This window comes from Thioalkalivibrio sp. AKL7 (genome assembly GCF_000381705.1).
Lineage (GTDB): Bacteria > Pseudomonadota > Gammaproteobacteria > Ectothiorhodospirales > Ectothiorhodospiraceae > Thioalkalivibrio > Thioalkalivibrio versutus.
Genome location: NZ_KB906949.1, coordinates 144,012 through 170,925 on the forward strand (window position 1 = coordinate 144,012; position 26,914 = coordinate 170,925).

At 66.5% G+C, this 26,914-nt stretch carries 21 protein-coding genes and 4 tRNA genes; 16 read left to right on the top strand and 9 right to left on the bottom strand.

From position 1 onward, the window contains the following. Window positions 1-358: 358 nt before the first annotated feature. Genes G315_RS0105665 through G315_RS0105675 form a run of 3 tightly spaced genes read right to left on the bottom strand, consistent with a single transcriptional unit; the run spans window position 359 to window position 4,138 of the window. Window positions 359-2,539, bottom strand: a complete 2,181-nt coding sequence (locus tag G315_RS0105665; protein WP_019612079.1) for a polysaccharide biosynthesis tyrosine autokinase — start codon at window positions 2,537-2,539, stop codon at window positions 359-361. 22 nt (window positions 2,540-2,561) lie between these two features. Next, on the bottom strand, window positions 2,562-3,005 hold the full coding sequence (locus tag G315_RS0105670; RefSeq protein ID WP_019612080.1) for a low molecular weight protein-tyrosine-phosphatase: 444 nt from the start codon (window positions 3,003-3,005) through the stop codon (window positions 2,562-2,564). A 2-nt stretch (window positions 3,006-3,007) separates the two neighbouring features. Beyond that, window positions 3,008-4,138, bottom strand: a complete 1,131-nt coding sequence (locus G315_RS0105675; RefSeq protein ID WP_019612081.1) for a polysaccharide export protein — start codon at window positions 4,136-4,138, stop codon at window positions 3,008-3,010. A gap of 384 nt (window positions 4,139-4,522) precedes the next feature. Between G315_RS0105675 and G315_RS0105680 the strand changes: the two genes are divergently transcribed. From G315_RS0105680 to G315_RS0105735, 12 genes are all read left to right on the top strand, one after another. Continuing rightward, the gene (locus tag G315_RS0105680; RefSeq protein ID WP_019612082.1) at window positions 4,523-5,548 is read left to right on the top strand and encodes an NAD-dependent epimerase; all 1,026 of its coding nucleotides are present in this window, start codon (window positions 4,523-4,525) and stop codon (window positions 5,546-5,548) included. Then, entirely contained in the window at window positions 5,548-7,383 is a 1,836-nt protein-coding gene (locus tag G315_RS0105685) for an ABC transporter ATP-binding protein (protein ID WP_019612083.1), read from the top strand. The genes G315_RS0105680 and G315_RS0105685 overlap by 1 nt, the downstream gene beginning before the upstream one ends. 34 nt (window positions 7,384-7,417) lie before the next feature. Further along, window positions 7,418-8,503 carry a sugar-transfer associated ATP-grasp domain-containing protein gene (locus G315_RS0105690; protein ID WP_026182000.1) on the top strand — a complete coding sequence of 362 codons (1,086 nt, stop codon included), beginning with the start codon at window positions 7,418-7,420 and terminating at the stop codon, window positions 8,501-8,503. Window positions 8,504-8,531: 28 nt separating this feature from the next. Beyond that, window positions 8,532-9,251, top strand: coding sequence for a hypothetical protein (locus G315_RS0105695; RefSeq protein WP_018168169.1), 720 nt, complete (start codon window positions 8,532-8,534; stop codon window positions 9,249-9,251). A 12-nt stretch (window positions 9,252-9,263) separates the two neighbouring features. Further along, complete coding sequence (locus G315_RS0105700) at window positions 9,264-10,601, top strand: phenylacetate--CoA ligase family protein (RefSeq protein ID WP_019612084.1); 1,338 nt, start codon at window positions 9,264-9,266, stop codon at window positions 10,599-10,601. Beyond that, window positions 10,598-11,734: a glycosyltransferase gene (locus tag G315_RS0105705; protein ID WP_019612085.1), complete on the top strand. Its 1,137-nt coding sequence runs from the start codon at window positions 10,598-10,600 to the stop codon at window positions 11,732-11,734. The genes G315_RS0105700 and G315_RS0105705 overlap by 4 nt, the downstream gene beginning before the upstream one ends. Then, the gene (locus tag G315_RS0105710) at window positions 11,731-13,077 is read left to right on the top strand and encodes a glycosyltransferase family 39 protein (protein WP_018144028.1); all 1,347 of its coding nucleotides are present in this window, start codon (window positions 11,731-11,733) and stop codon (window positions 13,075-13,077) included. Before G315_RS0105705 ends, G315_RS0105710 begins: the two co-directional genes overlap by 4 nt. Window positions 13,078-13,149: 72 nt before the next feature. Beyond that, the gene (locus tag G315_RS0105715) at window positions 13,150-14,439 is read left to right on the top strand and encodes a nucleotide sugar dehydrogenase (protein ID WP_018144029.1); all 1,290 of its coding nucleotides are present in this window, start codon (window positions 13,150-13,152) and stop codon (window positions 14,437-14,439) included. 184 nt (window positions 14,440-14,623) lie between these two features. After that, window positions 14,624-15,838, top strand: coding sequence for a glycosyltransferase family 4 protein (locus tag G315_RS0105720; protein WP_018144030.1), 1,215 nt, complete (start codon window positions 14,624-14,626; stop codon window positions 15,836-15,838). Then, a complete protein-coding gene (locus G315_RS0105725; RefSeq protein ID WP_018144031.1) occupies window positions 15,835-16,485 on the top strand; it encodes a sugar transferase in 651 nt (216 codons plus the stop codon). The genes G315_RS0105720 and G315_RS0105725 overlap by 4 nt, the downstream gene beginning before the upstream one ends. After that, complete coding sequence (locus G315_RS0105730; protein WP_018144032.1) at window positions 16,482-17,333, top strand: aldolase/citrate lyase family protein; 852 nt, start codon at window positions 16,482-16,484, stop codon at window positions 17,331-17,333. Before G315_RS0105725 ends, G315_RS0105730 begins: the two co-directional genes overlap by 4 nt. Next, window positions 17,324-18,292, top strand: a complete 969-nt coding sequence (locus G315_RS0105735) for a D-2-hydroxyacid dehydrogenase (RefSeq protein ID WP_018144033.1) — start codon at window positions 17,324-17,326, stop codon at window positions 18,290-18,292. The genes G315_RS0105730 and G315_RS0105735 overlap by 10 nt, the downstream gene beginning before the upstream one ends. A 520-nt stretch (window positions 18,293-18,812) precedes the next feature. On the opposite strand, the gene G315_RS0105740 is transcribed toward G315_RS0105735, so the two are convergent. The 5 genes from G315_RS0105740 to G315_RS0105760 all read right to left on the bottom strand — a co-directional run bounded on the left by G315_RS0105740 (window position 18,813) and on the right by G315_RS0105760 (window position 21,608). Then, the gene (locus tag G315_RS0105740) at window positions 18,813-20,810 is read right to left on the bottom strand and encodes a nucleoside-diphosphate sugar epimerase/dehydratase (protein WP_019612086.1); all 1,998 of its coding nucleotides are present in this window, start codon (window positions 20,808-20,810) and stop codon (window positions 18,813-18,815) included. Between the two features lie 367 nt (window positions 20,811-21,177). Next, a tRNA-Lys gene (locus G315_RS0105745) sits at window positions 21,178-21,253 on the bottom strand. An 18-nt stretch (window positions 21,254-21,271) separates the two neighbouring features. After that, window positions 21,272-21,347 (bottom strand) — tRNA-His (locus G315_RS0105750). 40 nt (window positions 21,348-21,387) lie between these two features. After that, a tRNA-Arg gene (locus tag G315_RS0105755) sits at window positions 21,388-21,464 on the bottom strand. Between the two features lie 67 nt (window positions 21,465-21,531). Next, a tRNA-Pro gene (locus tag G315_RS0105760) sits at window positions 21,532-21,608 on the bottom strand. A 173-nt stretch (window positions 21,609-21,781) separates the two neighbouring features. On the opposite strand from G315_RS0105760, the gene G315_RS0105765 reads away from it, so the two are divergent. Next, window positions 21,782-22,657 (top strand): GGDEF domain-containing protein, encoded by an 876-nt coding sequence (locus G315_RS0105765; RefSeq protein WP_018144035.1) that lies wholly within the window; start codon window positions 21,782-21,784, stop codon window positions 22,655-22,657. 122 nt (window positions 22,658-22,779) lie between these two features. Further along, entirely contained in the window at window positions 22,780-23,643 is an 864-nt protein-coding gene (gene folD / locus G315_RS0105770) for a bifunctional methylenetetrahydrofolate dehydrogenase/methenyltetrahydrofolate cyclohydrolase FolD (RefSeq protein ID WP_019593686.1), read from the top strand. A gap of 46 nt (window positions 23,644-23,689) precedes the next feature. Here the strand turns inward: folD and gltX are convergent, their stop codons facing one another. Continuing rightward, window positions 23,690-25,120: a glutamate--tRNA ligase gene (gltX, locus tag G315_RS0105775; protein ID WP_019612087.1), complete on the bottom strand. Its 1,431-nt coding sequence runs from the start codon at window positions 25,118-25,120 to the stop codon at window positions 23,690-23,692. A 200-nt stretch (window positions 25,121-25,320) separates the two neighbouring features. Between gltX and G315_RS0105780 the strand changes: the two genes are divergently transcribed. Next, a complete protein-coding gene (locus tag G315_RS0105780; protein ID WP_026338827.1) occupies window positions 25,321-25,836 on the top strand; it encodes a peptidylprolyl isomerase in 516 nt (171 codons plus the stop codon). 7 nt (window positions 25,837-25,843) lie between these two features. Further along, the gene (locus G315_RS0105785) at window positions 25,844-26,599 is read left to right on the top strand and encodes a UDP-2,3-diacylglucosamine diphosphatase (RefSeq protein WP_019612089.1); all 756 of its coding nucleotides are present in this window, start codon (window positions 25,844-25,846) and stop codon (window positions 26,597-26,599) included. Window positions 26,600-26,914: the final 315 nt, after the last annotated feature.

Sequence of the window (26,914 nt, forward strand, 5' to 3'; positions counted from 1 at the left end):
CCGGGTCCCTCGGGGCCCGGATACCGCTTCCACCAGACCCGCCGCCCTTTGCGCTGGCAGAGCGACCAGTCCAGCCTCAGCCCGGCCGCATGCACAACCCCCTGGCGGCGCGGGGCCCGTGCCAGGATGCCAGCCGGGCAGGCCGTCTATTCCCATGTCGGGCCTTCTGAATGCCCACTCTCCCCCGTTTGCGCTTGAGTTCGACCTTCACGGAGTCTCGCGAGGCCGGTGATACCGACCCTCTGCACCTACACGGCCGCAATCGATTCCGGCGACCCGCCCTGCCACAAAAAGGCCCCGGCAAGAGCCGGGGCCTCGGGTTAGCGCGTTCGCGACCGCCAATCCCTGTCAGGAAGCGCTATTTGTAGGAGTAGTGATAGTAACCGTACCCGTAACTGGTCGAGGCCTTGTACTCGATCGAGTTCAGGATACAACCGCGCACGTCGACCCCGGCCGCTTCGAGACGCCTCCGGGCCGACTCGATCTCGCGCAGCGGATTCAGCTGGAAACGCACGACCATCAGGGTGGTCGCGCACTGACGTGCCACCACGGCCGCATCGGTCACCGCCAGGATCGGGGGCGTGTCGATCAGCACCAAGTCGTAGTCGCGGCTGACTTGCTCCAGCAGACGGCTGAAACGATCCCCCATCAGCAGCTCCGACGGATTCGGCGGAGCACTCCCGCGGGCGATGTAGTGCAGCCCATCGATCTCGGTGCCTCGCAGGATCCCGTCCAGCGATTCGCGGTCGGCCAAATACTCCGACAGGCCCCCGTCACTGCGCTGCCCGAACGCATGATGCACATGCCCCTTGCGCAGATCGGCATCAATGACCAGGACCCGCTGCCCCGCCTGAGCACAGACCGCGGCAAGATTCACCGATACAAAACTCTTGCCGACATCCGGACTCGGCCCGGTGATCACCAGGCGATTGTCTCCGGCTTCGAGCATCGCAAAGTGCAGGCTGCTGCGCAGTCCGCGCAGCGCCTCGATGGCGTCGTCGGCCGGGTCAAGGGAGGCGAGCACGCCACCCGGCACGTCGAAGCCGCGCGGCTGACGCCGCCGCTTGACCCTGCGCAGCAGGTTCTCCTGCTGCCGCGACCGGGGAACACTGGCGTACACAGGCAGATCGATACCCTCGATCTCTTCCTGGGATTCCACACCGCGCGTCAACATCCCGCGGACCAGCACCAGCGCAATGGCCAGGCCACCGCCAAAGACCGTGGACAACATCACGATCATCCTGCGCTGCGGCTCCACCGCCGAGAGGCCGGCCTGCGCATCGTCCAGGATGCGGACATTCCCGACCGTACTGGCCCGGGCAATATCCATTTCCTGCATGCGATTCAGCAACTGCACATAGATGTCCTGATTGACCTCGACATCGCGGTTCAGGCGCAGGATCTGCTGCTGGGTCTCCGGCAGCGCACCGATCTCTTCATTCAACCGGCCGCGCTCGCTTCGCAACTTCTGACGCTTCTCGATCAGTGCCGCATAGGTCGGATGGCTGGGCGTATACCGCCGGGATATCTCCGCCTCTTCGAACTCCAGCTCATTGAGCTGACGCTCAAGGTTGACCAGCCGGTCCAGCACGGTGCGGGTCTCCTGCGAAAGGTCCACGCTCTCGCGCTCCATCCGGTATTCATTCAGGGCGTCTTCGGCCGTTTGCAGTTGTTCGCGAACATCCGGAACCTTCTCCTCCAGAAAATCGAGGCTCTTCTCCGCCTCGGCCGCCTTGCGCTGAACGTTCTGCGTGAGGTAGATCTGATTGATTGTATTCAGGATGCGGCGCGCATGGTCCGGGTCCGGGTCGGTCAGGGCCAGGCTGAACACGCCACTCTCCCGACCCTGCTGTCCGACATCGAACTGGGCGCGCAGGCCATTGATCGCGGCCAGGCGGGAACGCCTCTGGATATCGAAGCGGGCCCCAGGGGCCGCCTCCAGTTCGGCCACCCGGAGCCGCACGTCGCCATCAAGAAACTCCACGTCCGCGCCGACCCGGCCCTCGCCCAGGTCGCGATCGCCGCCCAACAGGCGATAGTGGTTGTCATCCAGGACCTCCAGCGTAAAGGTGTGTCCCTCGTATGCACGGGCCACCCGGAAGTCGCCAACATTGAGGGACTCGCCCGCCCAGACGCTCGAACCTGCAAAGGCAGGGCGCTCCATGCCGCGCCGCACCAGGTAGTCCCCCACCACGGGCATGCGGTGCGGGCGCACCACCAGGTCCAGCGACTCCTGGTCGACCGCGCGTCCGAGGACCATGCGGGAGCGGAGGATCTGTAGCTCGGCCTCGACCCGGGGTTCCTGCCCCAGCATTTCACGCACGTTGGCCAGGGGGCTGCTGAAACGCCCCATGTCTTCGACCTGCACCAGCGCATCGGCCCGGTAGATCGGAGTCGACAGCGTCGCATGGATCGCGCCCGCCACTGCGAACAGGACCGTGATCGCCACGATCCACCACTTGTGGTCCAGCAACTGACCGAGCAGTCGGCCAATATCCAGTTCGCCTTCCGGCCCCCCGGGAGAATGATTCTGGGTCATCGGGATTTACCTGTGTCGAAGATCATCGATTGAGCCGCCGCGCCCAGGCGTCGGCAGCCTCCACGAGCAGGGCATGTGCCTGCCCGAATACCTCGGGGCTCTTGCCATAGGGATCAGGAACATCACGGCCCCGGCCATCTTCCAGCCAGTGACCGAAGCGCATCGTCTTGCCCAGCACCTCGGGGTGGCGCGCCCCCACTGCCTGCCTCTGCCGCTCGCTCATGACCAGCACCAAGTCGGCGTGATGCAGGAGCTCCGGCTCCACCTGACGCGCCACGTGTGCCGAGACATCCAGGCCGTCGGCCTCGGCGAGACGCCGGGCTTCGGGGTGAACGCCCTCCCCGACCAGGGCCCCAAGGCCGGCGGATTCCACCGCGCGCTCGGGCAAACGATTACGCAACAGGGCTTCCCCAATGGGGCTGCGGCAGATGTTGCCGGTACAAACCACCAGAATCCGATTGAACATGGCTAGAAGTCGTCGCTGAGGTTTCGAACATCTCGCGTGGTCCGCGATGCCTGATAGACCGCGCTCACGGTGGGCAGGATCTGACTGATCACGCGATTCCAGCGCCCGAGGGGCGTGGTGGTGACATAGACGATGTCCAGCGGTTCGAGCTCGAACTCGGCCCCGAGCATCAGTGCCGAGGCATTGCGCGCGTCCAGCTGATAGACGGTCGCGAGCTTGTCGCTCTCGGGTGGTGCACGGCGGATCACGAAGATCCCGCTGGCATCCGCCCGGGTTTCGTTGAAGCCTCCAGCCTGGCTCAGCGCATCCATCAGGGTGACCTGACCACGGCCCAGGGGCAGGCGCTGAGGATCACCCACCTCGCCCATCACATAGACCTGCTGGCCGGCGGTGTCCGGGATGTGCAGGACATCCCCATCACGCAACAGCCGGTTCTGCGACATGTCCCCATGGCGCAGCATCTCGTAAAGCGAGACGACGATTTCCTCCCCGTCCCGGGTCAGGATCACCTCATGCCAGTTGGCCGTGTCCGCCAGACCACCGGCGTGGTGGATGGCATCGAGCACCGTCTGCGGGACGTTCGTAATGGGCTGCACACCCGGCTCGCGCACCTCGCCCGTCACCCGGACCTTCTGCGAGTTGAACGCGGCGAGCCGCACCTCGACCTGGGGTTCGTTCACAAAGGCCGCCAGGTCGCGCGCAATCAGATCGCGCACCTCCGCGACCGTGCGCCCCTCCACATGCACCCGTCCGATATACGGATAGAAGATCGTGCCGTCCGAATGCACGGTGTTGCCCGATTCCACCGCCGACCGCTCGCTCCCGGCCGGGATGGTCAGCTCCGGGTGCTCATACACAATGACCGCCAGCACATCGCCACGACCCACGCGGTAGTCGTACTCGTCGACGTCCCGCACCAAATCATCGCTCGCCCGCCGCAGGTCCGGCGGTACCGAGCGCTGCTCCTGTGCCCGGATCAGACCGAACGTAATCGGTTCAATGTCGACCAGATCTTCGACCGGGGCACTCGAGCTGCGCTCGGAGATATGCCCGCCAGGTGCCCAGGCACAACCGCTCAGCGCCAGTAGCGTGACCAGCGACAGGGCCCAGCGAATGGGGGTTGTCTCGTTCATGGATCATCCTCTTTCGCGCATTACCGCAACGCCTGCCGTGCCAGCAGCTGCGGGGCTTCCAGTGATCGTGGCGAACCCGGGCGGCTTGGGCCTCAAGCGGGGTAACCCTGTCACGAATGAGCAGGATCGTCGCCGAACTGGCGCAGAATATCGGCGCACCCCCCCCGGGGGACAACGCCCAAACACGAAACTTACGGGCCTGTTCACAGCTTCGGCGGATCGACCTCACGTTTCCCGGAAACGGCGTTGCAGGGCCCTGAATGGGGGTGCTTGAATCCATCGCGTTCCGTCCATCTGCGACTGTCCCGGACCTCCATCACACCGCCCTACAGCGGGCTTGTGGTCCGGAAACAGCCGCCATTCATCCGACGAGGGAAAGGCGACATGAAAGTCCTGATCACCGGCGCGGCAGGTTTTATCGGCTCCCATCTGGCCCTGCGCCTGCTGGAACGTGGCGACACCGTGATCGGTGTCGACAATCTGAACGACTACTACGACCCGAGCCTGAAGCGGGCCCGGCTGGATCACATACGCGCCTTCCCCGGCGCCCGTCAGCACTTCGTGTTCGAACAGCAGGACATCTCCGATCGAGCGGCGGTGGAACGGGTGTTCCGCGAGCACCGGCCGCAGCGGGTGGTGAACCTGGCGGCCCAGGCCGGCGTGCGCTATTCGCTGGAGAACCCGGCGGCCTATGTCGACACCAACCTGGTCGGCTTCGGCAACATCCTGGAGGGCTGCCGCCATAACGGCGTCGAGCACCTCGTCTATGCCAGCTCGAGCTCGGTCTACGGCGCCAACACCACCATGCCGTTCTCGGTGCACGACAATGTCGATCACCCGCTCACCCTGTACGCCGCCAGCAAGAAGGCCAACGAGCTGATGGCACATACCTACAGCCATCTCTACGACCTGCCGGTGACCGGACTGCGCTTCTTCACTGTCTACGGCCCCTGGGGCCGCCCGGACATGGCGCTGTTCATGTTCACCAAGAAGATCCTGGCGGGCGAGCCGATCGACGTCTTCAACTACGGCCAACACCGCCGCGACTTCACCTACATCGACGACATCGTCGAGGGCGTGATCCACACCCTGGATCGGCCCGCGGCCCCGAACCCCGAGTGGAGTGGCGCGGCCCCGGACTCCGCGAGCAGTTCCGCGCCCTATCGCCTGTACAACATCGGCGCGCACCGTCCGGTGGAGCTGATGCACTACATCGAGGTGCTGGAGGACTGCCTGGGTCGCAAGGCCCAGAAGCACCTGCTGCCGCTGCAGCCGGGGGACGTGCCGGATACCTACGCCGACGTCGAGGCCCTGCGCGCCGATACCGGCTACGAACCAACCACCACCGTCGAGGATGGCATCGCCCGTTTCGTGGACTGGTACCTGGGGTATTACCGGGCGGCCGCCTGATGGGCATCTACCGCAAGACCCTGCGACTGCTCACCCCGGCCGAGAGACGGCGGGGCGCCCTGGTGCTCGGCATGGTGATGGTGATGGCGATACTGGAAACCGCCGGCGTGGCATCGGTCATGCCGTTCTTGTCCGTGCTTGGAAACCCTGAACTGGTCCACACCAACCCCGTGCTCAACCAGCTCTACACCGGGCTGGGCTTCACCTCGGTGGACCAGTTCATCTTTGCCCTGGGCGCCGCAGCCTTCGCACTGATCCTGTTCTCGGCGGTGTTTCGCACACTCACGCACTTTGCGATGAACCGCTTCATCGAGATGCGCCGCCACAGCCTCGGTAAGCGACTCCTGGAGACCTACCTGCGCCAGCCGTATGCATTTTTCCTGAATCGCCACAGCGGCGACATGGCCAAAAGCATCCTCTCGGAGGTCGACCAGCTGGTACTCAATGTCTTCCGCCCCGGGATCACCATGGTGGCCTACCTGGTGGTCACCCTCGCCATCGCGGCGCTGCTCGTCATCGTCGACCCGTGGCTGGCGCTGGGAGTCGCGGTCGTCATTGGCGGCGTGTACGGCACGATCTTTGTGTTCGTGCGCGGCCTGCTCGGACGCATCGGGCGCGATCGTTCGCGCGCCAACAAGGAGCGCTTCACCGCCGCCGGCGAGGCCCTGGGCGGCATCAAGGACATCAAGCTACTGGGCCGCGAGCACGCCTACCTGTCGCGCTTCGACGCGCCGTCCAAGCGCCAGGCCCGGCACCAGGCCACCAACCAGACCATCGCCCAGGTCCCCAAATTCCTCATCGAGGCGATCGGCTTCGGCGGCATCATCGCGCTGACCCTGATCCTGTTGCACACCCAGGGCGGAACGGGTACCGATTCCCTCGGCGAGATCCTCCCGATCATCGGCTTGTATGCCTTTGCCGGCTATCGCCTGCTGCCCGCCGCGCAGCACATCTACGCCGGCCTCGCCAAACTGCGCTTCGGCGCTGCGGCCGTGGAAAGCGTGACCGCCGACCTGCGTGAACGCGAGGCCCTCGCGGAGCTGCATCGACGTGCACCGCAGCCGTTGGTCCCACGCCAGACCATCCAGCTCAAGGGCATCGACTACACCTACCCGGGCGCCCACCAGCCCGCCCTGCAGTCCATTGATCTGGAAATCCCGGTTGGCAGCTCGGTGGGCATCATCGGCACCACCGGGTCCGGCAAGACGACCCTGGTGGACGTGCTTCTGGGCCTGCTACGGCCGACCCAGGGCGCCATCCTGGTGGATGGCCAGCCCGTCACGGATGCCAACCTGCGCGCGTGGCAACAGTCCCTGGGCTATGTGCCCCAGGACATCTTCCTGACGGATTCGACCGTGGCCGAGAACATCGCGCTGGGTATCCCGGCCGCACAAATAGACCACGACCGGGTGGAACGCTGCGCCCGCATGGCGCAGGTCCACGACTTCATCGTCCAGGACATGGCGGAGCAGTACGCCACCATGGTCGGCGAGCGCGGCGTGCGCCTGAGCGGCGGTCAACGCCAGCGCATCGGCATCGCCCGCGCCCTCTACCACGACCCCGATGTCCTGGTATTCGACGAGGCCACCAGCGCCCTCGACACCACCACCGAGCGCGCCGTGATGGAGGCGATCGAGTCCCTGGCGCAGAGCAAGACCATCATCCTGATTGCCCACCGTCTGAGCACCGTGCGGGCCTGCGATCAGGTCGCCCACCTGGAGCGCGGCTCGTTCACGTCAGTGGGCCGCTTCGACGACCTGGTCACCGAACCCGGGACGACCGAGTCTCCGGTCCAGTCGATTACCGACGCTGCGCCCTCCGGCACCCACGGCTGAAGCCGGCGTGCCGATGCAAACCGAGGAAATGCCCGTGACACACGTTCAATCCCAGCCCCTGCAGATCAAGAACAGCGGACGCCTCGCGCGCACCCTTGCGCGTGCGGTGCACCTGCGCCACCTGCAGAAGTCGCGCAAGATCGCGATCCAGTGGCGCGAAAAGCTGATCCGCGCGCATGGCGAATCGGTGGTGACGCGCCCGGTCCTACAACAGATCAAGCGTTACGCCGCTCAAACCTACGGCAGCGATTCCTGGTGGCCATGGCTGGCGGCCTACACCGAGGTCCGCCGCGAGTTCATCGAGGGCTGGATCGGCGACGACTACTACACCGAACACCTCAATCCGTTGTGGAACCGCCAGGACATCCGCCGCCTGAGCGGACTCAAGACGATGGACTCCCGCCTGTTCCCGGACAGCGTCGTACCGCCCATCTTCGTGCGCGTGGGTGGCCAGTATCTGGACGCCCGGGGCACACCGGAACCGCTGGCTGCCGCCCTCGCCCGTCTCGAAGACGACAAGAGCTACGTCCTCAAGCCCGACGAGGGGCGTCAGGGCCTCGGCGTGACCTTTGCGCCCGCCGACCGCGTCGCCGAGGAACTCGCCCGGATTCCCGGCAACTGCATCGTGCAGCCCCTGATCGAGCAGCACGCCGATATCGCGAGAATCAATGCCAGTTCGGTGAACACCCTGCGGGTCCTGACCTTCCTCGATCCCGAATCCGGCGAGCTGCGCATCCTGAACCACTTTCTGCGCCTCGGGCGCGAAGGACAGCGCACCGACAACGTCTCCACCGGCGGCTATTTCGTCGGCGTGGACGGCGGAGGCTGGCTGGATGGCCACCTGCGCGACCCGGTCTGCGTCAGCATCGGTTCGGTCCACCCGGACAGTGGCACTGACGTCAAAGGCCTGCGGATCCCCAACTTCGGCGCCGTGCGCGAGCTCTGCCTGAACGCCCACCGCCGCATCCCCTATCTGCGCTTCATCGGCTGGGACGTCTGCATCCAGGCCGACGGCAAGCCCGTGATCCTGGAATGGAATGCGGAGCAAGTGGCCTGGTCGCGCAACGAGTCCTGTTTTGGCCCGTTGCTGCCCTCGGTCCCACAGGGCTATCCGCGCTAACCCAGCCCGCCGCAATCACGAGGACGTCATGCACACGATCAAACTGCTGTGGACCGGTGGCTGGGACTCCAGCTACCGCCTTCTGGACCTGGCGCTGCACCGCCAGCACCGGGTCCAACCGATTTATGTCCTGGACCCGCGACGCAAGTCCTATGTCCACGAGCTGCGCGCCATGGCTACCATCCGGGCAGGGCTGGAGTCCCGCCCGGAAGCCCGCGGGCGGGTCGCGCCGGTCCGGGTCTACCTGCGCGACGACATCCTCGCGAACCCGGACATCACCACGCTTTATCAGCGCCTGGCCAGCGAGGTGCATGTGGGTACCCAGTACGACTGGCTGGCACGACTGTGCGCACAGGAGGGCCTGCGTGACCTCGAACTGTCGCTGACCGGTCACGAGGCCGGAACCGAGTTGCAGGAACGCTTGTTCCGCAATCCGCAGTGCGGCGATTACCGCTTTCGCGAGGACGACTTCGCCTGGGAGCTGTTCCAGTACTACCGCTTCCCGCTGCTGTCAGTAACCAAGGAGGCGATGAAGTTCGATGCCGAGGCCAAGGGCTTCCTGCCCCTGCTCGAACAATCCTGGTTCTGCCACTCGCCGATCCTGGGCCGGCCCTGTGGTCACTGCCAGCCTTGCCGCTTCTCGCGCGAGTCGAACCGGGCAATCCAGTATTCGCGCTTGGGGCCGCTCCTGGAGCTCGCACGCCGGGCACGCTCCAGCCTGCGCTTGATGCGCACCGCCGGCGCCTGAGACGCAAACGCCATGTCCCTCGCCTTTGGTGCCCTCCTTCCCTGGCTGTCCGGCCCGCGCGAATATGCCGCGTTGCGCCGCGCCGAGCGGCTCTCACTCCCTGCCCTGCAACGCCTGCAGGCCGAACGACTGGCCCGTCTCTTGATGCAGGCGCGAGACGAGGTCCCGTACTACCGCGACCTGTTGCCACCGGTGAACGTGATCGCGACTGATCCGGTTGCGGCCCTGCTGTCACTGCCCATTCTCGACAAGCACACCATCCGCCGCGAAGGCGAGCGCCTGTGTTCCGAGCGGCCACGCCCCGGACTGCGGCGCAACACCTCCGGCGGGTCGACCGGCGAGCCCGCAACGTTCTACCAGGACACCGCCTACCGCCGCTGGGGCCGCGCCACCAAGGCCCTGTTCGATGCCTGGACCGGCTACCGGCCGGGACACCGCAAGGCCGTGCTCTGGGCCGCTTCACGCGACCTGACCGCCGGGCGCGGCGTGCGCCGACTGGCCGAGCGGATGAAGAATCGCACCCTTCTGAACGCCTACTGCATGGATCCGGCCACGATGGATGCACACCTGGAGCAGCTGCGCGCGGCACCGCCCGCGCAGCTCCAGGTCTACGCGGAGAGCGGCCACGAACTCGCCCGGCACGCCCTGCGCCGGGGGATCCGCATTCAGGGTATCGGCAGCGTGCTGAGTTCGGCCGGAACCCTCTTTCCCGATATGCGCGACACCATCGAGGAGGCCTTCTCCGCCCCTGTGTTCAACCGCTACGGCTCGCGGGAGGTGGGCGACATGGCCTGCGAATGCGAATGCCACCGAGGCCTGCACGTGAACCCCCTGACACAGTTCCTCGAGATCCTCGACGACGAGGGCCGGCCGGCACCCCCCGGCACCCCGGGTCGCGTCGTGGTCACCTCGCTCACGAATCACAGCATGCCCCTACTGCGCTACGCGATCGGCGACCTGGCCAGCTGGGCGAGGGAGACCTGCGACTGTGGCCGTGAGTGGCCCCTGCTGGAGGGTGTATGGGGGCGCGTGACCGATCACCTGCGCGGCGCCAACGGTGCAGTCGTATTCGGCGGCTGGCTGCGCCAGCTTCTGTACCCGGAAGACTGGATCGGGCAGTACCAGTGGGTACAGCACGCGGAGGATCACCTCCGCCTGCGGCTGATCCCTGCAGACCACAGGTCCGACAGCGAGCGCGAGCAGGCCCTGCGCGAGCGACTGGAACCCGCCATCCACCAGCAACTGGGCGCGAGCACCCGACTCGATATCGAACGCGTGGGCACGATCCCGCCCTCGGCCAGCGGGAAGCACCTGCATGTCATCAGCGAATTGCGGGAGAATCGGCGGTGAAGATCCTGCATGTGATCAATGGGCTCGGCCAGGGCGGAGCGGAACGCCAGCTAGGGAACCTGCTACGGGCCGCGCCGGATACCGGGGCGGTCTTCGCACTCAAGGAGCCCGGCGTAATGGCCGGGACCATCCGCGCGCACGGCATCCCGGTGTATTCCGGAGGACTGCGCAGCCCGCTCTCGGTGGGATGGATCGCGGCATTGCGCCGGACACTGGACGCCTATCAGCCGGATGGCGTCATGGGCTGGATGTACCACGGCAACCTTGCCGCCTCGCTCACCCGGCGCCTTGGACACCGCGGTCCGGTGTTCTGGAATGTACGCCACTCGGTGCACGACCTGGCACACGAGAAACGCGGAACCCGCTGGGTGATCCGGACCGGGGCGTGGCTGTCGCGGCATCCGGCGCGCATCGTCTACAACAGTGCGGCCGCGGCCGCGCAGCACGAGGCCCTGGGTTTTGCGTCCAGCGGTCGCGTGGTGCTGCCCAACGGCTTTGATCTGGGGCGTTTCTGCCCCGAACCCGAGGCGCCCGGTGGCCTGCGCGCGCAGCTGGGCATTGGTGCGGAAACCTGGTTGCTGGGCATGGTGGGCCGCGCCCATCCGATGAAGAACCATGCCGGACTGGTGGCCGCCCTGGCGCAACTGGTCCAGTCCGGGGTGGACGTGCACTGCGTGATGGTCGGCACCGGGGTCTCCGCAGACGACAATCCCCTGGCCCTGGCCATGCGCGAGCACGGGATGGCCCGGCACGTAACACTGCTGCCTCCGACCCCCGAACCCGAGGCCCTCTATCCAGGCCTGGATTTGCTGGTGCTGCCATCGCGCTGGGGCGAGGGCTTCCCCAACGTCGTAGGCGAGGCAATGGCCTGCGGCGTCCCCGCCGTGGTCACGGACATCGGCGATGCAGCCACCGTGGTCGGAGAGACCGGTTTTGTCTCCGCAAGCCCAAAGCCGCCGGACCTGGCCGACGCCATTCGCTACGCCGTTGGCCAGGGCCGTGAACGCCTGCGCGGTCTCGGGGGCAAGGCTCGTGCACGCATGCAATCGCATTACGCCCTCGATGCCGTGAGCGCGCGCTATCAGGCCCTGTTCCAGGATGCCCTGGCAGGCACCGCGTCCGTCTCGCCATGAGCTATACCGCGATCCCGTTCACCTTCATGGAACTGCTTCTGTCGGGCAGCTTCCTGATCATCGTGCTGGTCGCCGTGCTGTGGACGGGCCGCACCCGGGAGGGCTATCTGTGGCCACTGCTGGCGGCCCTCCTTGCCCGCATCGGCGCCGCCCTGGTGCAGCGTTTCCTGTTCCCGTTGCCCCAGGGCGGCGCCGATGCGATCAGCTTCGAACGCCGCGCCTGGTTCTGGGCCCAAAGCGGCTGCGGCAATCTCGGGGATCACTTCAGCATGGGCAGTTCCTACCTGCACAGCTGGCTGATCGCGAACATCTATGCCTGCGTCGACCGCGCGCCCTTCGCCTTCCAGGCCGTGAATATCGCCCTGGGCATGCTGACGGTCTACCTGATCGCGCGCATCGCCGAACAGCTCTGGGACCGCCAGGCTGCGGTGCGCGCCGCCTGGATCGCCGCGCTGTTCCCCATCCTGATCGTGAACGCCGCCGTGCCGTTGCGCGAGGTCTGGTTCACCGCCTTCTTCCTGCTCGGGGTGCTCTGGCTGGTGCGCTGGGTGCAAAGCCAGCGCAGCGTTTTTCTGGTGGCGGCGGTGGGGGTCTTGCTGGCCTCGGCGATCGTGCATGGCGCCGCGGTGTTTGCGATCGCCGGCATTGCGGTCGTGCTGGTCGGCTGGTCGATCAAGGAGTTTCTGCGCGCCTCGGACCTGGGCCGCATGCGCCCAGGCCTGCTGTTCGGCGGCATCCTGCTCGGCGCGGCCGGTGTCCTGGGCTTCCTGGTGATGGACGACATGCGTTTCTCCTCCATTGGTCAGCTAGGCGATGTCATGGAGCAGACCGAGACCCTGGACCAGCGGGCCGAGCGCAGCGCGCGTGGCGGCGCCGCCTATCCGTCTTTTCTCATTCCCTCCAATGATCTTCAGGCGCTGGTCCTGACGCCGGTCCGCATGGGCTATCTGCTGTTCGGCCCCCCGCTGTGGGAGGTGCGCTCCCCGGTTCACCTGATCGGCATGCTGGAGGGCTTGTTCTACTTGTCCCTGGTGCTGCTGCTGGCGGTTTATCGCCACCACTGGTGGCAACGCAAGGACTTCCGACTGCTGGTGGTGATGTTCGTCGTGCTCACGATCATTTTCGCCTGGGGCACCAGCAACTTCGGTACCGCCGCCCGCCACCGCGCGAAATTCCTCGGAATTCTGATTGCCCTGGCCGCGGGCCTGGCCGGCCGCCGCGTATGGCGCTGGGAACGCCTGCAACGGCTCACCGGGAGGCGTGCAGCGACGACCGACAATGTCACCGATCCACCCGAATCTTCCGATACAAGCCTGCCGCACCCGCGGCGTGCCTCGCCCTGATTTGCCGCGCACCCCACGCGCACCCGCCCCACTCCCGGGGCCCCTACGCACATTCACACAGGAGATTGAAAGATGGCGGAATTTGCGGCACCGGACGCCCCGCGTCTGGCCATTATTGGTCTGGGTTATGTCGGCCTGCCTCTGGCGGCCGAGTTCGGACGGGTCCTGCCCACGCTGGGCTTCGACATCGATACGGGTCGGGTCGAGGAACTGCGTGGGGGGCATGACCGCACGCGCGAAGTCTCGCGCGAGGAACTCGCCGGCGCCGAACATCTGGAGCTGACCGCAGACAGGGAGCGGCTGCGGGAATGCAATGTGTTCATCGTGACGGTGCCGACCCCGATTGATGCGCATCGCTGCCCCGATCTGGGCCCGCTACTGGCCGCCAGCCACACGGTGGGGGGCGTGCTGAAGCCGGGCGACGTGGTGATCTACGAGTCCACGGTCTACCCCGGAGCCACGGAGGAGGACTGCGCCCCCGTGCTGGCTGCCGAGTCGGGGCTGGAGCTCAATCGGGATTTCTTCCTCGGCTACAGCCCGGAACGGGTCAACCCCGGCGACAAGGAACACCGTATCCCCGACATCGTCAAGGTCACCTCCGGCTCCACCCCCGAGGTCGCCGCCTTCGTCAACGCGCTCTACACCCGCATCATCCGCGCAGGCACCCATCCGGCGGCCAGCATCCGTGTCGCCGAGGCGGCCAAGGTCATCGAGAACACCCAGCGCGACGTGAATATCGGGCTGATCAACGAACTCGCCATGCTGTTCGAGCGCCTGGACCTGGATACCGAGGCGGTACTGGCCGCGGCCGGGACCAAGTGGAATTTCCTGCCGTTCCGGCCCGGCCTGGTGGGCGGGCATTGCATTGGCGTAGATCCGTACTACCTGACGCACAAGGCGCAGGCCGTCGACTACCACCCGGAGATGATCCTCGCCGGACGCCGCACCAACGACGGCATGGGGGGGCATATCGCGGACCGCACCATCAAGGCAATGATCCGCAAGGGGTTCCCGGTCGTGGGTTCGCGCATCCTGATCATGGGTCTCGCCTTCAAGGAGAACTGTCCGGATCTGCGCAACACGCGCGTGGTGGACATCGTCCATGACCTGCACGGTTATAACGCCAACGTCGACATCTGGGACCCCTGGGTGGACGCAGCCGAGGCCCATCACGAGTACGGCCTGGACCTCCTGTCCGATACCCCGGAGCCGTCTCGTTACGATGCAATCGTCCTCGCCGTCCCGCACTGGGAGTTCGTGGAACTGGGCCCGCAGGGCGTACAGAAGTTCGCACGCGAGCGCGCGGTGATCTTCGACGTCAAATCCGTGCTCCCGCCGGAGGCGAGTGACCTGCGTCTATAAACGCTCAATCCCTCTTGGTTCGCGCTGTCTTTTCGGGGTGTCTCGCACACTTTGAGCCCCCGGAAAGATGGCGATAAACCATTGTCTTGTTTACCTTTTGCCCTCATGCACACGGACTTACGAGGTGCCTGAACGCCGCCACCCCGGAGGGGGGCGAAGCACCCTCGAGACAGGAGCGCAACGCATGCAGGAAACCGAGCATCGCCGAATCGTATCGCCCCTGCGCGGCAACACCTCCAGTGCTGCCGAGACCGCCCGTCAAGGCGCGGTACGCGAACGCTGCAGCGTCGATCTGCTGATCGTGGCCGCCAACGCCCGCTCGCTGATCGCCAACCGCGGTGATCTGATCCGCGAGATTCAGGCGCGAGGGCATGGCGTGGCCGCGGCAGTCCCGCGCAAGGACTATCTACCCGAGGTCGAGGACCTGGGTATCCCGATCTACCCCTTCGACCTGGGCCGGACCGGAGTCAACCCGGTCGAAGACCTGCGGACCACAATGTCCCTGGCGCGGCTGATTCGGCGGCTGCGCCCGGAGGCGGTGTTCAGCTACACCGTCAAGCCCGTCGTGTACGGCTCCCTGGCTGCACACTGGGCCGGCGTTCCGCGGGTATACGCCATGATCACCGGCCTGGGGCATGCCTTCACGACCGAGTCCTGGCGGACACGGGTGTTGCGGACCATCAGTTCGCGTCTGTACCGAACGGCACTCGCTCGTTGCGATCGCGTGTTCTTCCAGAATCCGGATGACCTGCAGGATTTCCTCGACCGCGGGGTTTTGCCCGACACCCAACGGGTGGTCCGCATCAACGGATCCGGCGTGGATGTGGAGCGCTTCGCGCGGCAGCCCCTGCCCGAGGGCGACCCACTGTTCCTGTTTGTCGGTCGCCTGTTGACCGAAAAGGGCATCCTCGAATTCGTGGAGGCGGCGCGCCAGGTCCACCAGCAATCCCCCAGCGCCCGGTTCGTCGTCGTCGGTCCCCACAACCCGGACCTGCCCCACTCGATCCCGGCAGAACAGGTCGAGGCCTGGAAGCGCGAGGGCATCGTCGAGTTCGCAGGCGGCGTTACCGATGTTCGGCCCTGGCTCGAGAAGGCCTCGGTCTTCGTCCTGCCCTCCTACCGAGAAGGCACGCCCCGCTCGGTGCTGGAGGCGATGAGCGTGGGGCGCCCGATCATCACCACGGATGCCCCTGGCTGCCGTGAAACCGTCCTGGATGGCGAGAACGGCTTTCTCGTCCCGCCCCGAACCACTGCGCCCCTGGCCGAGGCCATGCAACGGTTTCTGGATCAGCCGGAACTGTTACCCCGGATGGCCGGGGCCTCGCGTGAGCGGGTGGAAGCGAAATACGAGGTTGGACAGGTCAATCGCGTGATTCTTCGGTCCATGGAGCTCACATGAACGCGACTCTCAAACGACTGTTCGACGTCCTGTCCAGCATGGGGGCCCTGATCCTGCTGGCACCGGTCCTGTTTCTGATCGCCGCGGCAATCCGCCTCGACAGCCCGGGCCCGATCCTGTTCCGCCAGCGACGTATTGGCCTCCATGGCCAGCCTTTCCGGGTGCTCAAGTTCCGCACCATGGTGGATCGCGACCCGGACACCATCGACCAGCACCACGAGCAGGTCGTCAGTACCGGGATCGATCCGCGCATCACGCGTGCAGGCCGGCTGCTGCGCGCCAGCAGTCTCGATGAACTGCCACAGCTCTGGAACATCCTGCGTGGAGACATGAGCGTGGTCGGCCCCCGCCCCATCCTGCCGGAGCAGGTGGAGGTCGTCCCGCCTTCCTACGCCTCCCGTTTTTCCGTGCGGCCCGGCCTGACCGGCCTGGCCCAGGTCCGCGGTCGCCGCACCCTGGGCTGGATCCAGCAGCTCGAGGCCGATACCGAGTACGCCGCGCAGCATCACCTGCTGTATGACCTGGGATTAATCCTGCGGACCATTTACGTAGTCCTGACCGGCCAGGGGGTGTACGGCGAGGCCGGCATCAACTGGCGTACCTATCGCGATTCGTTGCGTAACCGACAGCAAGGGGACACGAAATGAACTCGACCCTGAAACACATGTTCATCACCGCCTCCGCCAACGTCGCCCGACAAGCTGAGGCAGCCGGGATCGCGCGCATCTTTGTCGATATGGAAGTCCGCGGGAAGGCCGAGCGTCAGGGCCATATGGACACGCACAAGGCGCGCCACACGCTCGAGGATGTGCGCCGCATTGCCGGCGCGTTGACGAGCGCCGAATTGATGGTTCGCATCAACCCCCCGGCATCGCAAACGCCCTCCGAAGTCCGCCAGGCGATCGAAGCCGGCGCCGACCGGCTGATGCTGCCGATGTTCACCCACATCGACGAGGTCGCGCTCTTCCTCGACGCAGTGGGCGGACAAGTGCCGGTCGCTCTGCTGGTCGAGACACCCCAGGCACTGATCCGGCTCCCCTCCTACCTGCCGCTGCTGGGGCCCGACGACCAGATTCACATCGGCCTGAATGACCTCAGCCTGGCCACCGGGCTCGATTTCCTGTTCGAACCCCTGGCCGGCGGCATGCTCGAGGCCCCTGCGGCACTGTGCCGCGAGGCCGGCGTCGCGTTCGGGTTTGGAGGCGTCGGGGCCGTGGGCAAAGGCGAGATCCCGGCGGAATCCATTCTGGGCGAGCATGTCCGCCTCGGCTCCGAATGGGTGATCCTCTCGCGCGCATTCCGCGAGGTCGTCAGTCAGGAAGACCCGGCCACCGGGGCCGCGCGCCTGCGCGGCGAACTGGGACGCCTGCAAGCGGCGGAACAACGGTTTCGCGCGGCGACGCCGGAACAGCTGGGGGAGAACCGCGACGAGGTCCGCAGCCGCATCTTCCGGCTGGCGGCCCGGCTGCACAACCGGAGTCGGGCATGCGCCTGAGCCGGACGCTGTTCCTGCAGAAGCCTGACGTCCTGCGGCAACAACAGGGCCTCATCGAAAGCCGCCTGTGCGAGGCATTTCCCAACACCGCGCTGACCTTCGCCGGGGGGCCCGACGCCGTTCCCGAGGGGCTTGAGGTCGACGCGGTCATCGCCCCCACGCTGCCCTGGCTGCCCGAGGCCCTGAACCGCCTGTCGCGCTATCAGTGGATCCATTTCCTGTCCGCCGGGGTGGAGCGAATCTGGGACATGCCCTTCCCCAAGGATGGCCTGATGATGACCAAGAGCAGCGGCGTCCATGGTGCCCCGATGAGCGAGTATGCGATCGGCGCCATGCTCTACTTCGCCAAGCACTTCGATCGTTTCAACGAGCAAAGCCGCCAGAAACGCTGGGAGCGCAGCTGGCTTGGGGAACTGACCGGACGCACCGTCATGGTGCTCGGCATGGGGCACATCGGCGCGCTGGTAGCCCGCCGCGCCCAGGCGTTCGACATGCGTGTGATCGGCGTCCAGCGCAACCCGCGGGCCCATGACCATGCCAGCGAGGTCATCCCGCTGGACGCTGTGGAAGACCGTCTATCCGAAGTGGACTACCTGGTCGTCTGCCTGCCCCTCACGCCGGGCACTCACCACCTGGTCGCCGAGCCCCAGTTGCAGCACCTGAAGCCCGGCGCGGTTCTGGTGGACATATCGCGTGGCGGCGTGGTGGATCAGCGGGCCCTGACCCAGGCCCTGGACACGGGCCACTTGCGCGGCGCCGCACTGGATGTCTTCGAGGAGCAGCCCCTGCCCGCGGGCTCGTCCCTGTGGAACCGGGAGAATGTCCTCGTCACTCCACACGTCTCGGGAACCTCGCCGCACTATATGGAGCGCGCCCTCGAGATCTTCGTGCGCAACGCCCGCGCGCTTGAACAGGGCCACGCCCCGATCACGCCGGTCGATCCCGCCGCCGGCTACTGACTGCCGCCCGACAAACGCGGCTCCGCAAGAGCCCTGCTCGTTTCTCTCGCACTTCCCTTCCTGCAAGTATGCGGGCCCGGAGAACATCACTCGCCCCCCCCCCAGGGGGGCGTGGATCCATCCGCACGGCCGCGGAAGAGTCGACCCCACTTGCCGGGACGCCGCGCCTGGTCCTGGAAAGACCCGGTCCTGGAAAGAATCGGGCGCCAACGCGCCCCCCCGAATGGATCCGCTCGGCCTGCCACCACGCTATATCGCGCCACCACAGGGCCTCTCACCTTGCGCACCGTGGCCAAAATGGGGCGGAAAGGCGACTGGCGACAGCCCGCCCGCGAAGCCACCCGGACGTTATTTCCGAGACACATCCGCGGACCGGCAAGCGGTACGGACATGGCACTGGAAAGGTACGGAGGTGCCAACGCCAGTGCATTGGCAACCCGCGTGACCGCACCGAAGGCCGCGAGTCATCCACGACGGTATGCGAGGTGCACGACCACCGAACCGTGATCCGCCGCATCACCTACCGCGAAGCGGGCGCGGCCGTTCGCGCATAGGTCACCACTGCAGGGCGCACCGGAGCCGGAACCGGTCGTGGCGGGCAGGACGACGCCGGGGCACTGTGCGTTGCCTCTTCCTCGCTCCCGGGCTTGTACCCATCCACGACCCGGCGCAGTGTCTCGAACGCGGCCCGGGCATCCCGCTCGTGGTCAGCCTGCTTCAACGCTTGCAATGCCTGGGCGAGGACATCCGCCGCCACGCAGGTCTCGCGGGCTCGCATGATCTTGGCGTGAGGCGTCGCCTCCACGTTATCTCCGATCAGCAGCTCCTCATAGAGCTTTTCGCCGGGACGCAGGCCCGTACAGGTGATGGCGATGCCTTCTCCCCCGGCGGCCTCGCCCTCGCGCACCTGATGGCCATGCAGGCGAATCATGCGCCGGGCCAGGTCGATGATCCGGACCGGTTCCCCCATGTCGAGGACATAGACCTCGCCACCCTCGGCCATCGCGCCGGCCTGAATCACCAGCTCGGCCGCCTCCGGAATGGACATGAAGTAACGGGTAATCTCGGGGTGGGTGACCGTCACCGGCCCCCCTTCGCGTATCTGCCGGTGGAATAGCGGGACCACGGAACCGGACGAACCCAGCACATTGCCAAACCGCACCATGCTGAAGACCGTCGCATGCTGGCGCCGCGCCCGATCCTGCAGGACCATCTCGGCCAGGCGCTTGCTTGCACCCATGATGTTGGTCGGACGCACGGCCTTGTCGGTGCTGATCAGGATAAAGCGCTCGACTCCCGCGGCGATCGCTGCATCGGCTACCACAGCCGTACCCAGCGTGTTGTTGCGCAGGCCCTCGAGCAGGTTGCCTTCAACCAGCGGCACATGTTTGTAGGCGGCGGCATGATAGAGCGTCTGCACACCGTGCTCGCGCAGGACCTCGGCGACCCGCGCGCGGTTCGCGACCGATCCGAGCACGGCGTGCACCGCCACCTCCGTCTGCATGCCGGAACGACGCTCCGCGAGTTCCTGCTCGATCCGGTAGAGCGCGAACTCGTTACGTTCGAAAAGCACCAACGCGGCCGGCTCAAGGCTGAGGATGCGCCGACACAACTCCGAACCGATCGAACCACCGGCACCGGTCACCATCACTACACGCCCCCGGATGCTTCGGGCCAGCAGGGCCTCGTTGGGCGGCACCGGATCGCGCCCAAGGAGATCCGCGATATCGAGATCCTCCAGTTGATCCAGCGGTGCCTGCCCCGACACCACCGCCTCCAGCGACGGCACCGACTGCACATGCAACGGATACGGTTCCAGCCATTCGAGGATACGCCGGCGATCGGCTCGACTCGCCGATGGAACGGCCAGCAACACGCGCGCGACACCGCACTGGTCCACAAGAGTCTCCAGGGCCGCGGGCCCGCATACCGGGATATCGTCAATGGCACGCCCCTGGACCGCCGGATCCTCGTCGATGAACGCCATCACGCGGAAGCGTCCACTGGACTGCAACCCGGAGGCCAGCTGAATACCCGCCTCGCCAGCACCGAAGACCACCACGCGCTCACTCCCCGATCGCGCATCGGAGACCGCCTGATACCAGCTACGCACCAGAGATCTCCCGGCCGCCACCAGGGCAAAGGCCAACAGGGCAAAGTTCACCGAAATCGCTCCGAAGAAGCCGGGTGTCTGCGTCAACTCGGTGGACGCCCAGATCATCACCGCGAGCGCCAGCACACCGACGATCACGGCCTTGAACGCCCGCGCCCCCATGAAGCGCACTACCGTCCGGTAGAGCCCCAGTCGGGCAAACACCAGAATACCGACCGCCGAAACCAGCGGGAAAAGCCACCAGGCCTCGACCATCATGGCCGGAAGCGGCTGCCCCGTGCGGATTACAAACGCCAGCCACAGGGCAAGGGGCAGCATCGCGCTGTCTGCCAGCACCATCAACCCCTGCTTCGCGCCACGCGGCAGCTGCAGCAGGTTTTCAAGACTACGATCCAGTAGCGCCATCGTATGGCCTCCCTTCGTGTCATCGATCGGATCACGAGGCAGAACAACGACGTTTTCATGTCGCCGTTCGCCGCAAGCGAGAAGGGAGGCTACCAGTGCAATCACCGGACATCTGGGGGGGGAATCACGCTGTAGGGGACGCGACTGAGGGCGTCGTCACGCTATCCGGACGTCCCTCCGAAAGAGCCGGAGAATACCTTCCGCATCCCACAGGGGGATCGCCGCGACGGGCACCTCAAGGAGACACAGATCAGACGGAAGAAGAGAGAGCCGCCACGAAACGCGGGCTCATGCCCCATGCGCACCCACACGGCTTCGAGCCCGATCAATCGAGCGTCAACAAGGTATGCAAGGATCTGGAAAGAAATGGTGGGCCGTGTAGGAATCGAACCTACAACCAATGGATTAAGAGTCCACTGCTCTACCAATTGAGCTAACGGCCCCCTGAACAAAAAAGGGGGTGGGGTGACCGATGGGACTCGAACCCACGACAACCGGAGTCACAATCCGGGACTCTACCAACTGAGCTACGGTCACCACCGTGTCACTGTACAGCTACTTGCGCGAAGGGCGGCCCTGGCGCGCCCGGCAGGACTCGAACCTGCAACCGTCGGCTTAGAAGGCCGATGCTCTATCCGGTTGAGCTACGAGCGCGTTACCGCCGAGCATTGAGGCCATGGCGCCTGATCCGAGCCTGCCGGAAAACCGTGGCCGGGAGCCATGGTCGGGGTAGAGGGATTCGAACCCCCGACATCCTGCTCCCAAAGCAGGCGCGCTACCAGACTGCGCTATACCCCGTCGAGCCGTCCCCGCTAAAGGGCCTACACAGCGAGCGCAGGATGGTAGCCCCGCGAGGGGTTCGCGGTCAACATTCATCAACAGTCTTCGCCTGCAATGCACTCCCCTCGGGCGCGGCTCCGTGCTAACGTCGGCTCGGGACGTTCGCAGGGTCGCGAGCGCGGAGGGGACGGATGCTCGACTGGGTAGCCAACACAGCCATTGTATTGGGGGCAAGCGGCCTCCTGTATGCCCAATGGACACTCGCCCGGCTGCTGCGCGAGCTCCCCGAGAGCCGGGTCCGTACCGGCTGGAAGATGATGTTCTTTCTGGTCCCGGTCTTTACCCTCGGCTACTTCGGCTATATCCCGCTGAACTGGGGGCTCTACGAGGGCCTGCCCGACCTCCTGGTGCCGGCCATCTTCCTCCTCGGGGGGTGTTTCGTCTGCACCGTGGTCGGTCTGACCCACAGCTCGGTGGAGAAGATCCGCCACATTACGCGGCTGGAACACGAATCCATCACCGACCCGCTGACCGGCCTGTTCAACCGCCGGCACATGGATCGCCGGCTGGACGAGGAGGTATCCCGCGCCCGGCGCTACGGCCAGCCATTGTCCGTCGTGATGCTGGATATCGACCAGTTCAAGCCGATCAATGACCGCCTGGGCCACCTGATCGGGGACTACATCCTGACGACCCTGGCCGAACGCATGCAGCAAGTCCTGCGGCGCTCCGACCTTGCCGCGCGCTTCGGCGGGGAGGAGTTCGTCGTCGTCGCCCCGCATACCGACCTCGAGGCAGCCATGGCGCTGGGCGAGAAGCTGCGCGAAGCCATATCCGGCCACCCGATCACCCTGACCGGGCACCAGGCCGCCCCGCCCTGCGCACCAGATACCCTGACGGTCACGGTCAGCGTCGGCATCGCCAGCCTCGACGCGAACCCGAAATCCAGGGACACCGCCGAGACCCTGATTGCCCGTGCCGACGACGCGCTCTATCGCGCCAAACAGGACGGGCGCAACCGCTGCGAGGCCAGCGCGCCCGCAAGCGGCCTCTCGGCGGCCCTGTAGCCAGGCACCTCCGCTGGTCGAGGCATCCGCCTCGCCCCCATGCAGATCCCGCCCGGCAAATCGCTTGAGCCCCCGCGCCCGCCATGGGAAGATCGCGGGCGTTCCCCCGGAGGCGAGACCCCATGACGGCCCAGATCATCGACGGACGCGCGATTGGCCAGACCCACCGCGCAAGAATCGCGACCGAGATCGAATCCATGACCGCCCGCGACCTGCGTCCGCCGGGTCTCGCCGTGGTGCTGGTCGGGACCAACCCGGCCTCCGAGGTCTACGTGCGCAACAAGCGCAAGGCCTGCGAACAGGTGGGCGTGGTCTCGCACTCCTATGACCTGCCGGCGGGCACGCCGCAGACCGATCTGCTGGCGCTGATCGACCAGCTCAATGCCGACCGCACCATCGACGGCATCCTGGTCCAGCTGCCGCTGCCGGATCACATTGACCCCGAGACGGTGATCGAGCGCATCTCCCCGGCCAAGGACGTGGACGGCTTCCATCCGTACAACGTCGGCCGCCTGGTGGCGCGCGTGCCGCGCCTGCGCCCCTGCACCCCCTGGGGCGTCATCCAGCTGCTGCGGCATATCGAGGAACCGTTCAAGGGCCGCACGGCCTGCGTGATCGGCGCCTCCAATATCGTCGGCCGACCCATGGCCCTGGAACTGCTGCTGGCCGGTGCGACCCCGACCATCTGCCATCGCTTCACCCCGGATACCGCCGCCATTGCACGACAGTCCGACATCGTCGTCGCCGCGGTCGGCAAGCCCGGCCTGGTCAAGGGCGACTGGATCAAGCCCGGCGCCACGGTGATCGACATCGGCATCAACCGCCGCGACGACGGCACCCTGACCGGCGACGTGGAGTTCGACGCCGCTGCCGAGAAGGCCGCCTGGATCACGCCCGTGCCGGGCGGGGTCGGCCCGATGACCGTGGCGATGCTGCTGGACAACACCTTGCGCGCCCGCGCCTTCGGGACCCACGAAGCGGCCTGAACAATGGCGTCCAACGCCCGCCTGCGGGCGCTTGCTTCTCGCGGGTTCAGCCCGCTGCGTGACGACGCGCGGCTTCCAGGCGCAGCCGCACGCGTTCGCGCCCCAGATACTCCCAGATACGCGGCAGCTCCGGCCCAAAGGTCTGCCCGGACAACGCCGCCCGCAACGGCATGAACAGCTTGCGCCCCTTGCGTTCGGTGGCCTGCCCCACCGCCTTGGCCAGGGCGGGAAAATCCTCGGCCGCATCCAGCGCCTCCAGCCCCGCGCTAAAGAACTCCGCGCCGGCGGCCGTCAGTTCCTCGCGCGCGGCCGCGCTGTACGGCGCCGGATCGGCGGCGAACGCCGCCACCCACAGTGGCGCCTCCTCGGCGCGGGTGATGTTGTCGCGCAGCAGCTGCGCCAGCGCCGGGCGCTGCTCGGCGGCCACCGCCTCCAGCACCCCCGCCGCCTCCAGGTAGGCCTGCATCTCGGCATCCGAAAGGCTGCGCAGGGCCTCTGACTGCCAGTGATCCAGCTGCTGCGGATCATGCCGCGCCGCGCTGTGACCAATACGCTCGGGGCTGAATCCGGCCGCCAGCTCCGTGGGCGACAGCAGGGCATCGCTCTCGTAGCGATGCCCAAGACGCGCCAGGTGGTTCAGGATCGCGACCGGCAAATAGCCCTTCGTCCGCAACTCCTCGACGCTCGCGGAACCATTGCGCTTGGACAGCGGCGCCCCGTCCTGCCCCATCACCAGCGGCAGGTGGTGATACGCGGGTGCCGCGAGGCCCAGCGCCTCCAGCAGCAGCATCTGCCGCGGCGTGTTGGCGATATGGTCCTCGCCGCGCACCACGTCGGTCACGCCCATCAGGGCATCATCGATCGCGTTGGAGAAGAAAAAGGCCGGCGTGCCGTCGGAGCGACGGATCACGAAATCGCCGATCTCGTCGGTGCGGAAGCTGACCGCGCCGCGCACGCCATCCTCGAAACGCACCGTCCGGCCCAGTGGCACACGGAAGCGCAGCGTCGGCTTCTGGCCCTCGCCCTCGCGCCGGGCAACCTCCTCGGCACTCAGCTGGGCACAGGTCCCGGGATAGCGCGGCGGCTTGCCCTGCGCGCGCATCCGCTTGCGCCCGCGTTCCAGCTCGGCGGACGAACAAAAGCACGGGTAGGCCAGACCCTGTTCGGTCAATTGCCGGTAATAGCCCGCGTAGAGTTCGCCGCGCTCGGACTGCGCGTAGGGGCCGGCATCGCCCCCGGCGCCAAAGCCTTCGTCCCAGTCCAGCCCGAGCCAGCGCAGATCGCGCTGCAGCGCGTCGACGAACTCCGGGCGCGAGCGCTCGGCGTCGGTGTCCTCGATGCGCAGCAGGAAATGCCCTCCGCGCGAACGGGCCCGCAGCGCGCTGAACAGCGCCGTGCGTACATTGCCCAGGTGCAACAGGCCGGTGGGACTGGGGGCGAAGCGGGTGCGGATTATCGAGTTCGTCATCACGCGCATGGTAGCGGAGCGTCCACCGGCTCACCAGCGCCTCGCCCTCACGCCCACACACACATCCGGCATGCTGGCAGGCCTTGCCAGTGGCGGGTACCATTGCCGGTCTTAATCTTCCGGAGGTCAGTCCAATGCAACGCTTCCGCACCCGGCTCGGCGTCGTGCTGGCCACCCTGCTGATCACCCTTTTCACATCAGGAGCCCTCATGGCCGACACCCATCCGCAGGTCGCAATCGAAACCAACCACGGCCGCATCGTGCTGGAACTCAACGCCGAAGCCGCCCCGGAGACGGTCGCCAACTTCCTCTCCTACGTGGATGATGGCTTCTTCGACGGCACGATCTTTCACCGCGTGATCCCGGGCTTCATGGTCCAGGGCGGCGGCTTCGACAAGGATATGAAACAGAAGTCCGCTGGCGAGCCGATCCGCAACGAAGCGGACAATGGCCTGAAGAACGAGGTCGGTGCGATCTCCATGGCGCGTACCCAGGACCCGCATTCCGCCACCGCCCAGTTCTTCATCAACGTGAACGACAACGACTTCCTGAACCACACCGCGCCGAACGCGCAGGGCTGGGGCTATGCCGTGTTCGGCAAGGTCTCCGAGGGCATGGACGTGGTGCGCAAGATCGAGGCCCTTCCCACTGGCCGCGCCGGCATGCATCAGGACGTGCCGCAGGAGCCGGTCGTGATGGAAAGCGTCAAGCGCGTCGAGGACTAACCTCTTCGTGAGTGCCCGCGCGCCGGCCCTGGTCATCTCCGACCTGCATCTGGATCGCGAACCCGGCCCCCTGCTCGAGGCCACGCTCGCCTTCCTCGAAGGGCCGGCGCGCGCGGCCTCCTCGCTGTACATCCTCGGCGACCTGTTCGAGTACTGGGTCGGCGACGACGCCGGCTTTCCCGCCGCCGAACGGCTCGCCGCAGGCCTGAAGACACTGGACATCCCGGTTGCCTTTATCCATGGCAATCGGGATTTTCTCGTGGGCGAGGCCTACGCCGCGCGCGCGGGGATGCAGCTCGCTCCCGACCCCCTGCATGCGGCACTGCCCTGCGGACCCGCCGTGCTCCTGCACGGCGACTCCCTGTGCACCGACGACACCGAGCACATGGCGTTTCGCCAGCAGGTACGCAGTGGCGAATGGCAACGGACGTTTCTCGCCCATCCGCTGGAAGAACGCATCCGCCAGGCCGAAGCCATGCGCGCCGCCAGCCGCGACAGCGGCCAGATGAAGGCCGCCGCGATCATGGACGTCAATGCCGAGGCAGTCGCCGACACCTTCCGCGACGCCGACGTCCCGCTGATGATCCACGGTCACACCCACAGACCGGCGATCCACAAGCTAACCGTCGACGGCCAGCCGCGGCAGCGCTGCGTGCTGCCCGCCTGGGATGAACACCCCGGCTACCTGGAAATCAGCGCGACCGGCCCCGTCCTGCGCCAACTCGACGGCTCGCCCTACCCCGAACACCTCCTCTGCACCTAATCGAATCCGCCACAACGCGCGTTGTGGGAGCGGGCTTGCCCGCGAACGCCCCCGCCTAGCCCTGACAGAAAACCCGCAGGGTCCCGAATCGTATCCGTACGAAGATAGCCTTTTACGTCGAGGCTAGGCCTGGTTCGGCAACCGGTGTTTACGGTGGCTCCGGTCCGCCGCCTGCCAGGCGCTCTCTCGCCAGCGCACCGCGAGGTACTTCTTTGCTCGTGCAAAGAAGTACCCAAGAAACACGCCCGACTGCCGCGACCCCGGCCCGCTGCGCGGGCCGGGGTTTCCCTCGCTCCGAGGCTTTTCGCGGGCGGC

Excerpts from the sequence above, each read along its gene's own strand:
- G315_RS0105780 (WP_026338827.1), top strand. The coding sequence starts at position 25,321 with ATGGCCGACACCCATCCGCAGGTCGCAATCGAAACCAACCACGGCCGC.
- G315_RS0105670 (WP_019612080.1), bottom strand. The coding sequence starts at position 3,005 with ATGTTCAATCGGATTCTGGTGGTTTGTACCGGCAACATCTGCCGCAGC.
- G315_RS0105665 (WP_019612079.1), bottom strand. The coding sequence starts at position 2,539 with ATGACCCAGAATCATTCTCCCGGGGGGCCGGAAGGCGAACTGGATATT.
- G315_RS0105710 (WP_018144028.1), top strand. The coding sequence starts at position 11,731 with ATGAGCTATACCGCGATCCCGTTCACCTTCATGGAACTGCTTCTGTCG.
- G315_RS0105685 (WP_019612083.1), top strand. The coding sequence starts at position 5,548 with ATGGGCATCTACCGCAAGACCCTGCGACTGCTCACCCCGGCCGAGAGA.
- G315_RS0105680 (WP_019612082.1), top strand. The coding sequence starts at position 4,523 with ATGAAAGTCCTGATCACCGGCGCGGCAGGTTTTATCGGCTCCCATCTG.
- G315_RS0105735 (WP_018144033.1), top strand. The coding sequence starts at position 17,324 with ATGCGCCTGAGCCGGACGCTGTTCCTGCAGAAGCCTGACGTCCTGCGG.
- G315_RS0105675 (WP_019612081.1), bottom strand. The coding sequence starts at position 4,138 with ATGAACGAGACAACCCCCATTCGCTGGGCCCTGTCGCTGGTCACGCTA.
- G315_RS0105720 (WP_018144030.1), top strand. The coding sequence starts at position 14,624 with ATGCAGGAAACCGAGCATCGCCGAATCGTATCGCCCCTGCGCGGCAAC.
- G315_RS0105725 (WP_018144031.1), top strand. The coding sequence starts at position 15,835 with ATGAACGCGACTCTCAAACGACTGTTCGACGTCCTGTCCAGCATGGGG.
- G315_RS0105730 (WP_018144032.1), top strand. The coding sequence starts at position 16,482 with ATGAACTCGACCCTGAAACACATGTTCATCACCGCCTCCGCCAACGTC.
- G315_RS0105740 (WP_019612086.1), bottom strand. The coding sequence starts at position 20,810 with ATGGCGCTACTGGATCGTAGTCTTGAAAACCTGCTGCAGCTGCCGCGT.
- gltX (WP_019612087.1), bottom strand. The coding sequence starts at position 25,120 with ATGCGCGTGATGACGAACTCGATAATCCGCACCCGCTTCGCCCCCAGT.
- folD (WP_019593686.1), top strand. The coding sequence starts at position 22,780 with ATGACGGCCCAGATCATCGACGGACGCGCGATTGGCCAGACCCACCGC.
- G315_RS0105695 (WP_018168169.1), top strand. The coding sequence starts at position 8,532 with ATGCACACGATCAAACTGCTGTGGACCGGTGGCTGGGACTCCAGCTAC.
- G315_RS0105715 (WP_018144029.1), top strand. The coding sequence starts at position 13,150 with ATGGCGGAATTTGCGGCACCGGACGCCCCGCGTCTGGCCATTATTGGT.
- G315_RS0105700 (WP_019612084.1), top strand. The coding sequence starts at position 9,264 with ATGTCCCTCGCCTTTGGTGCCCTCCTTCCCTGGCTGTCCGGCCCGCGC.
- G315_RS0105765 (WP_018144035.1), top strand. The coding sequence starts at position 21,782 with ATGCTCGACTGGGTAGCCAACACAGCCATTGTATTGGGGGCAAGCGGC.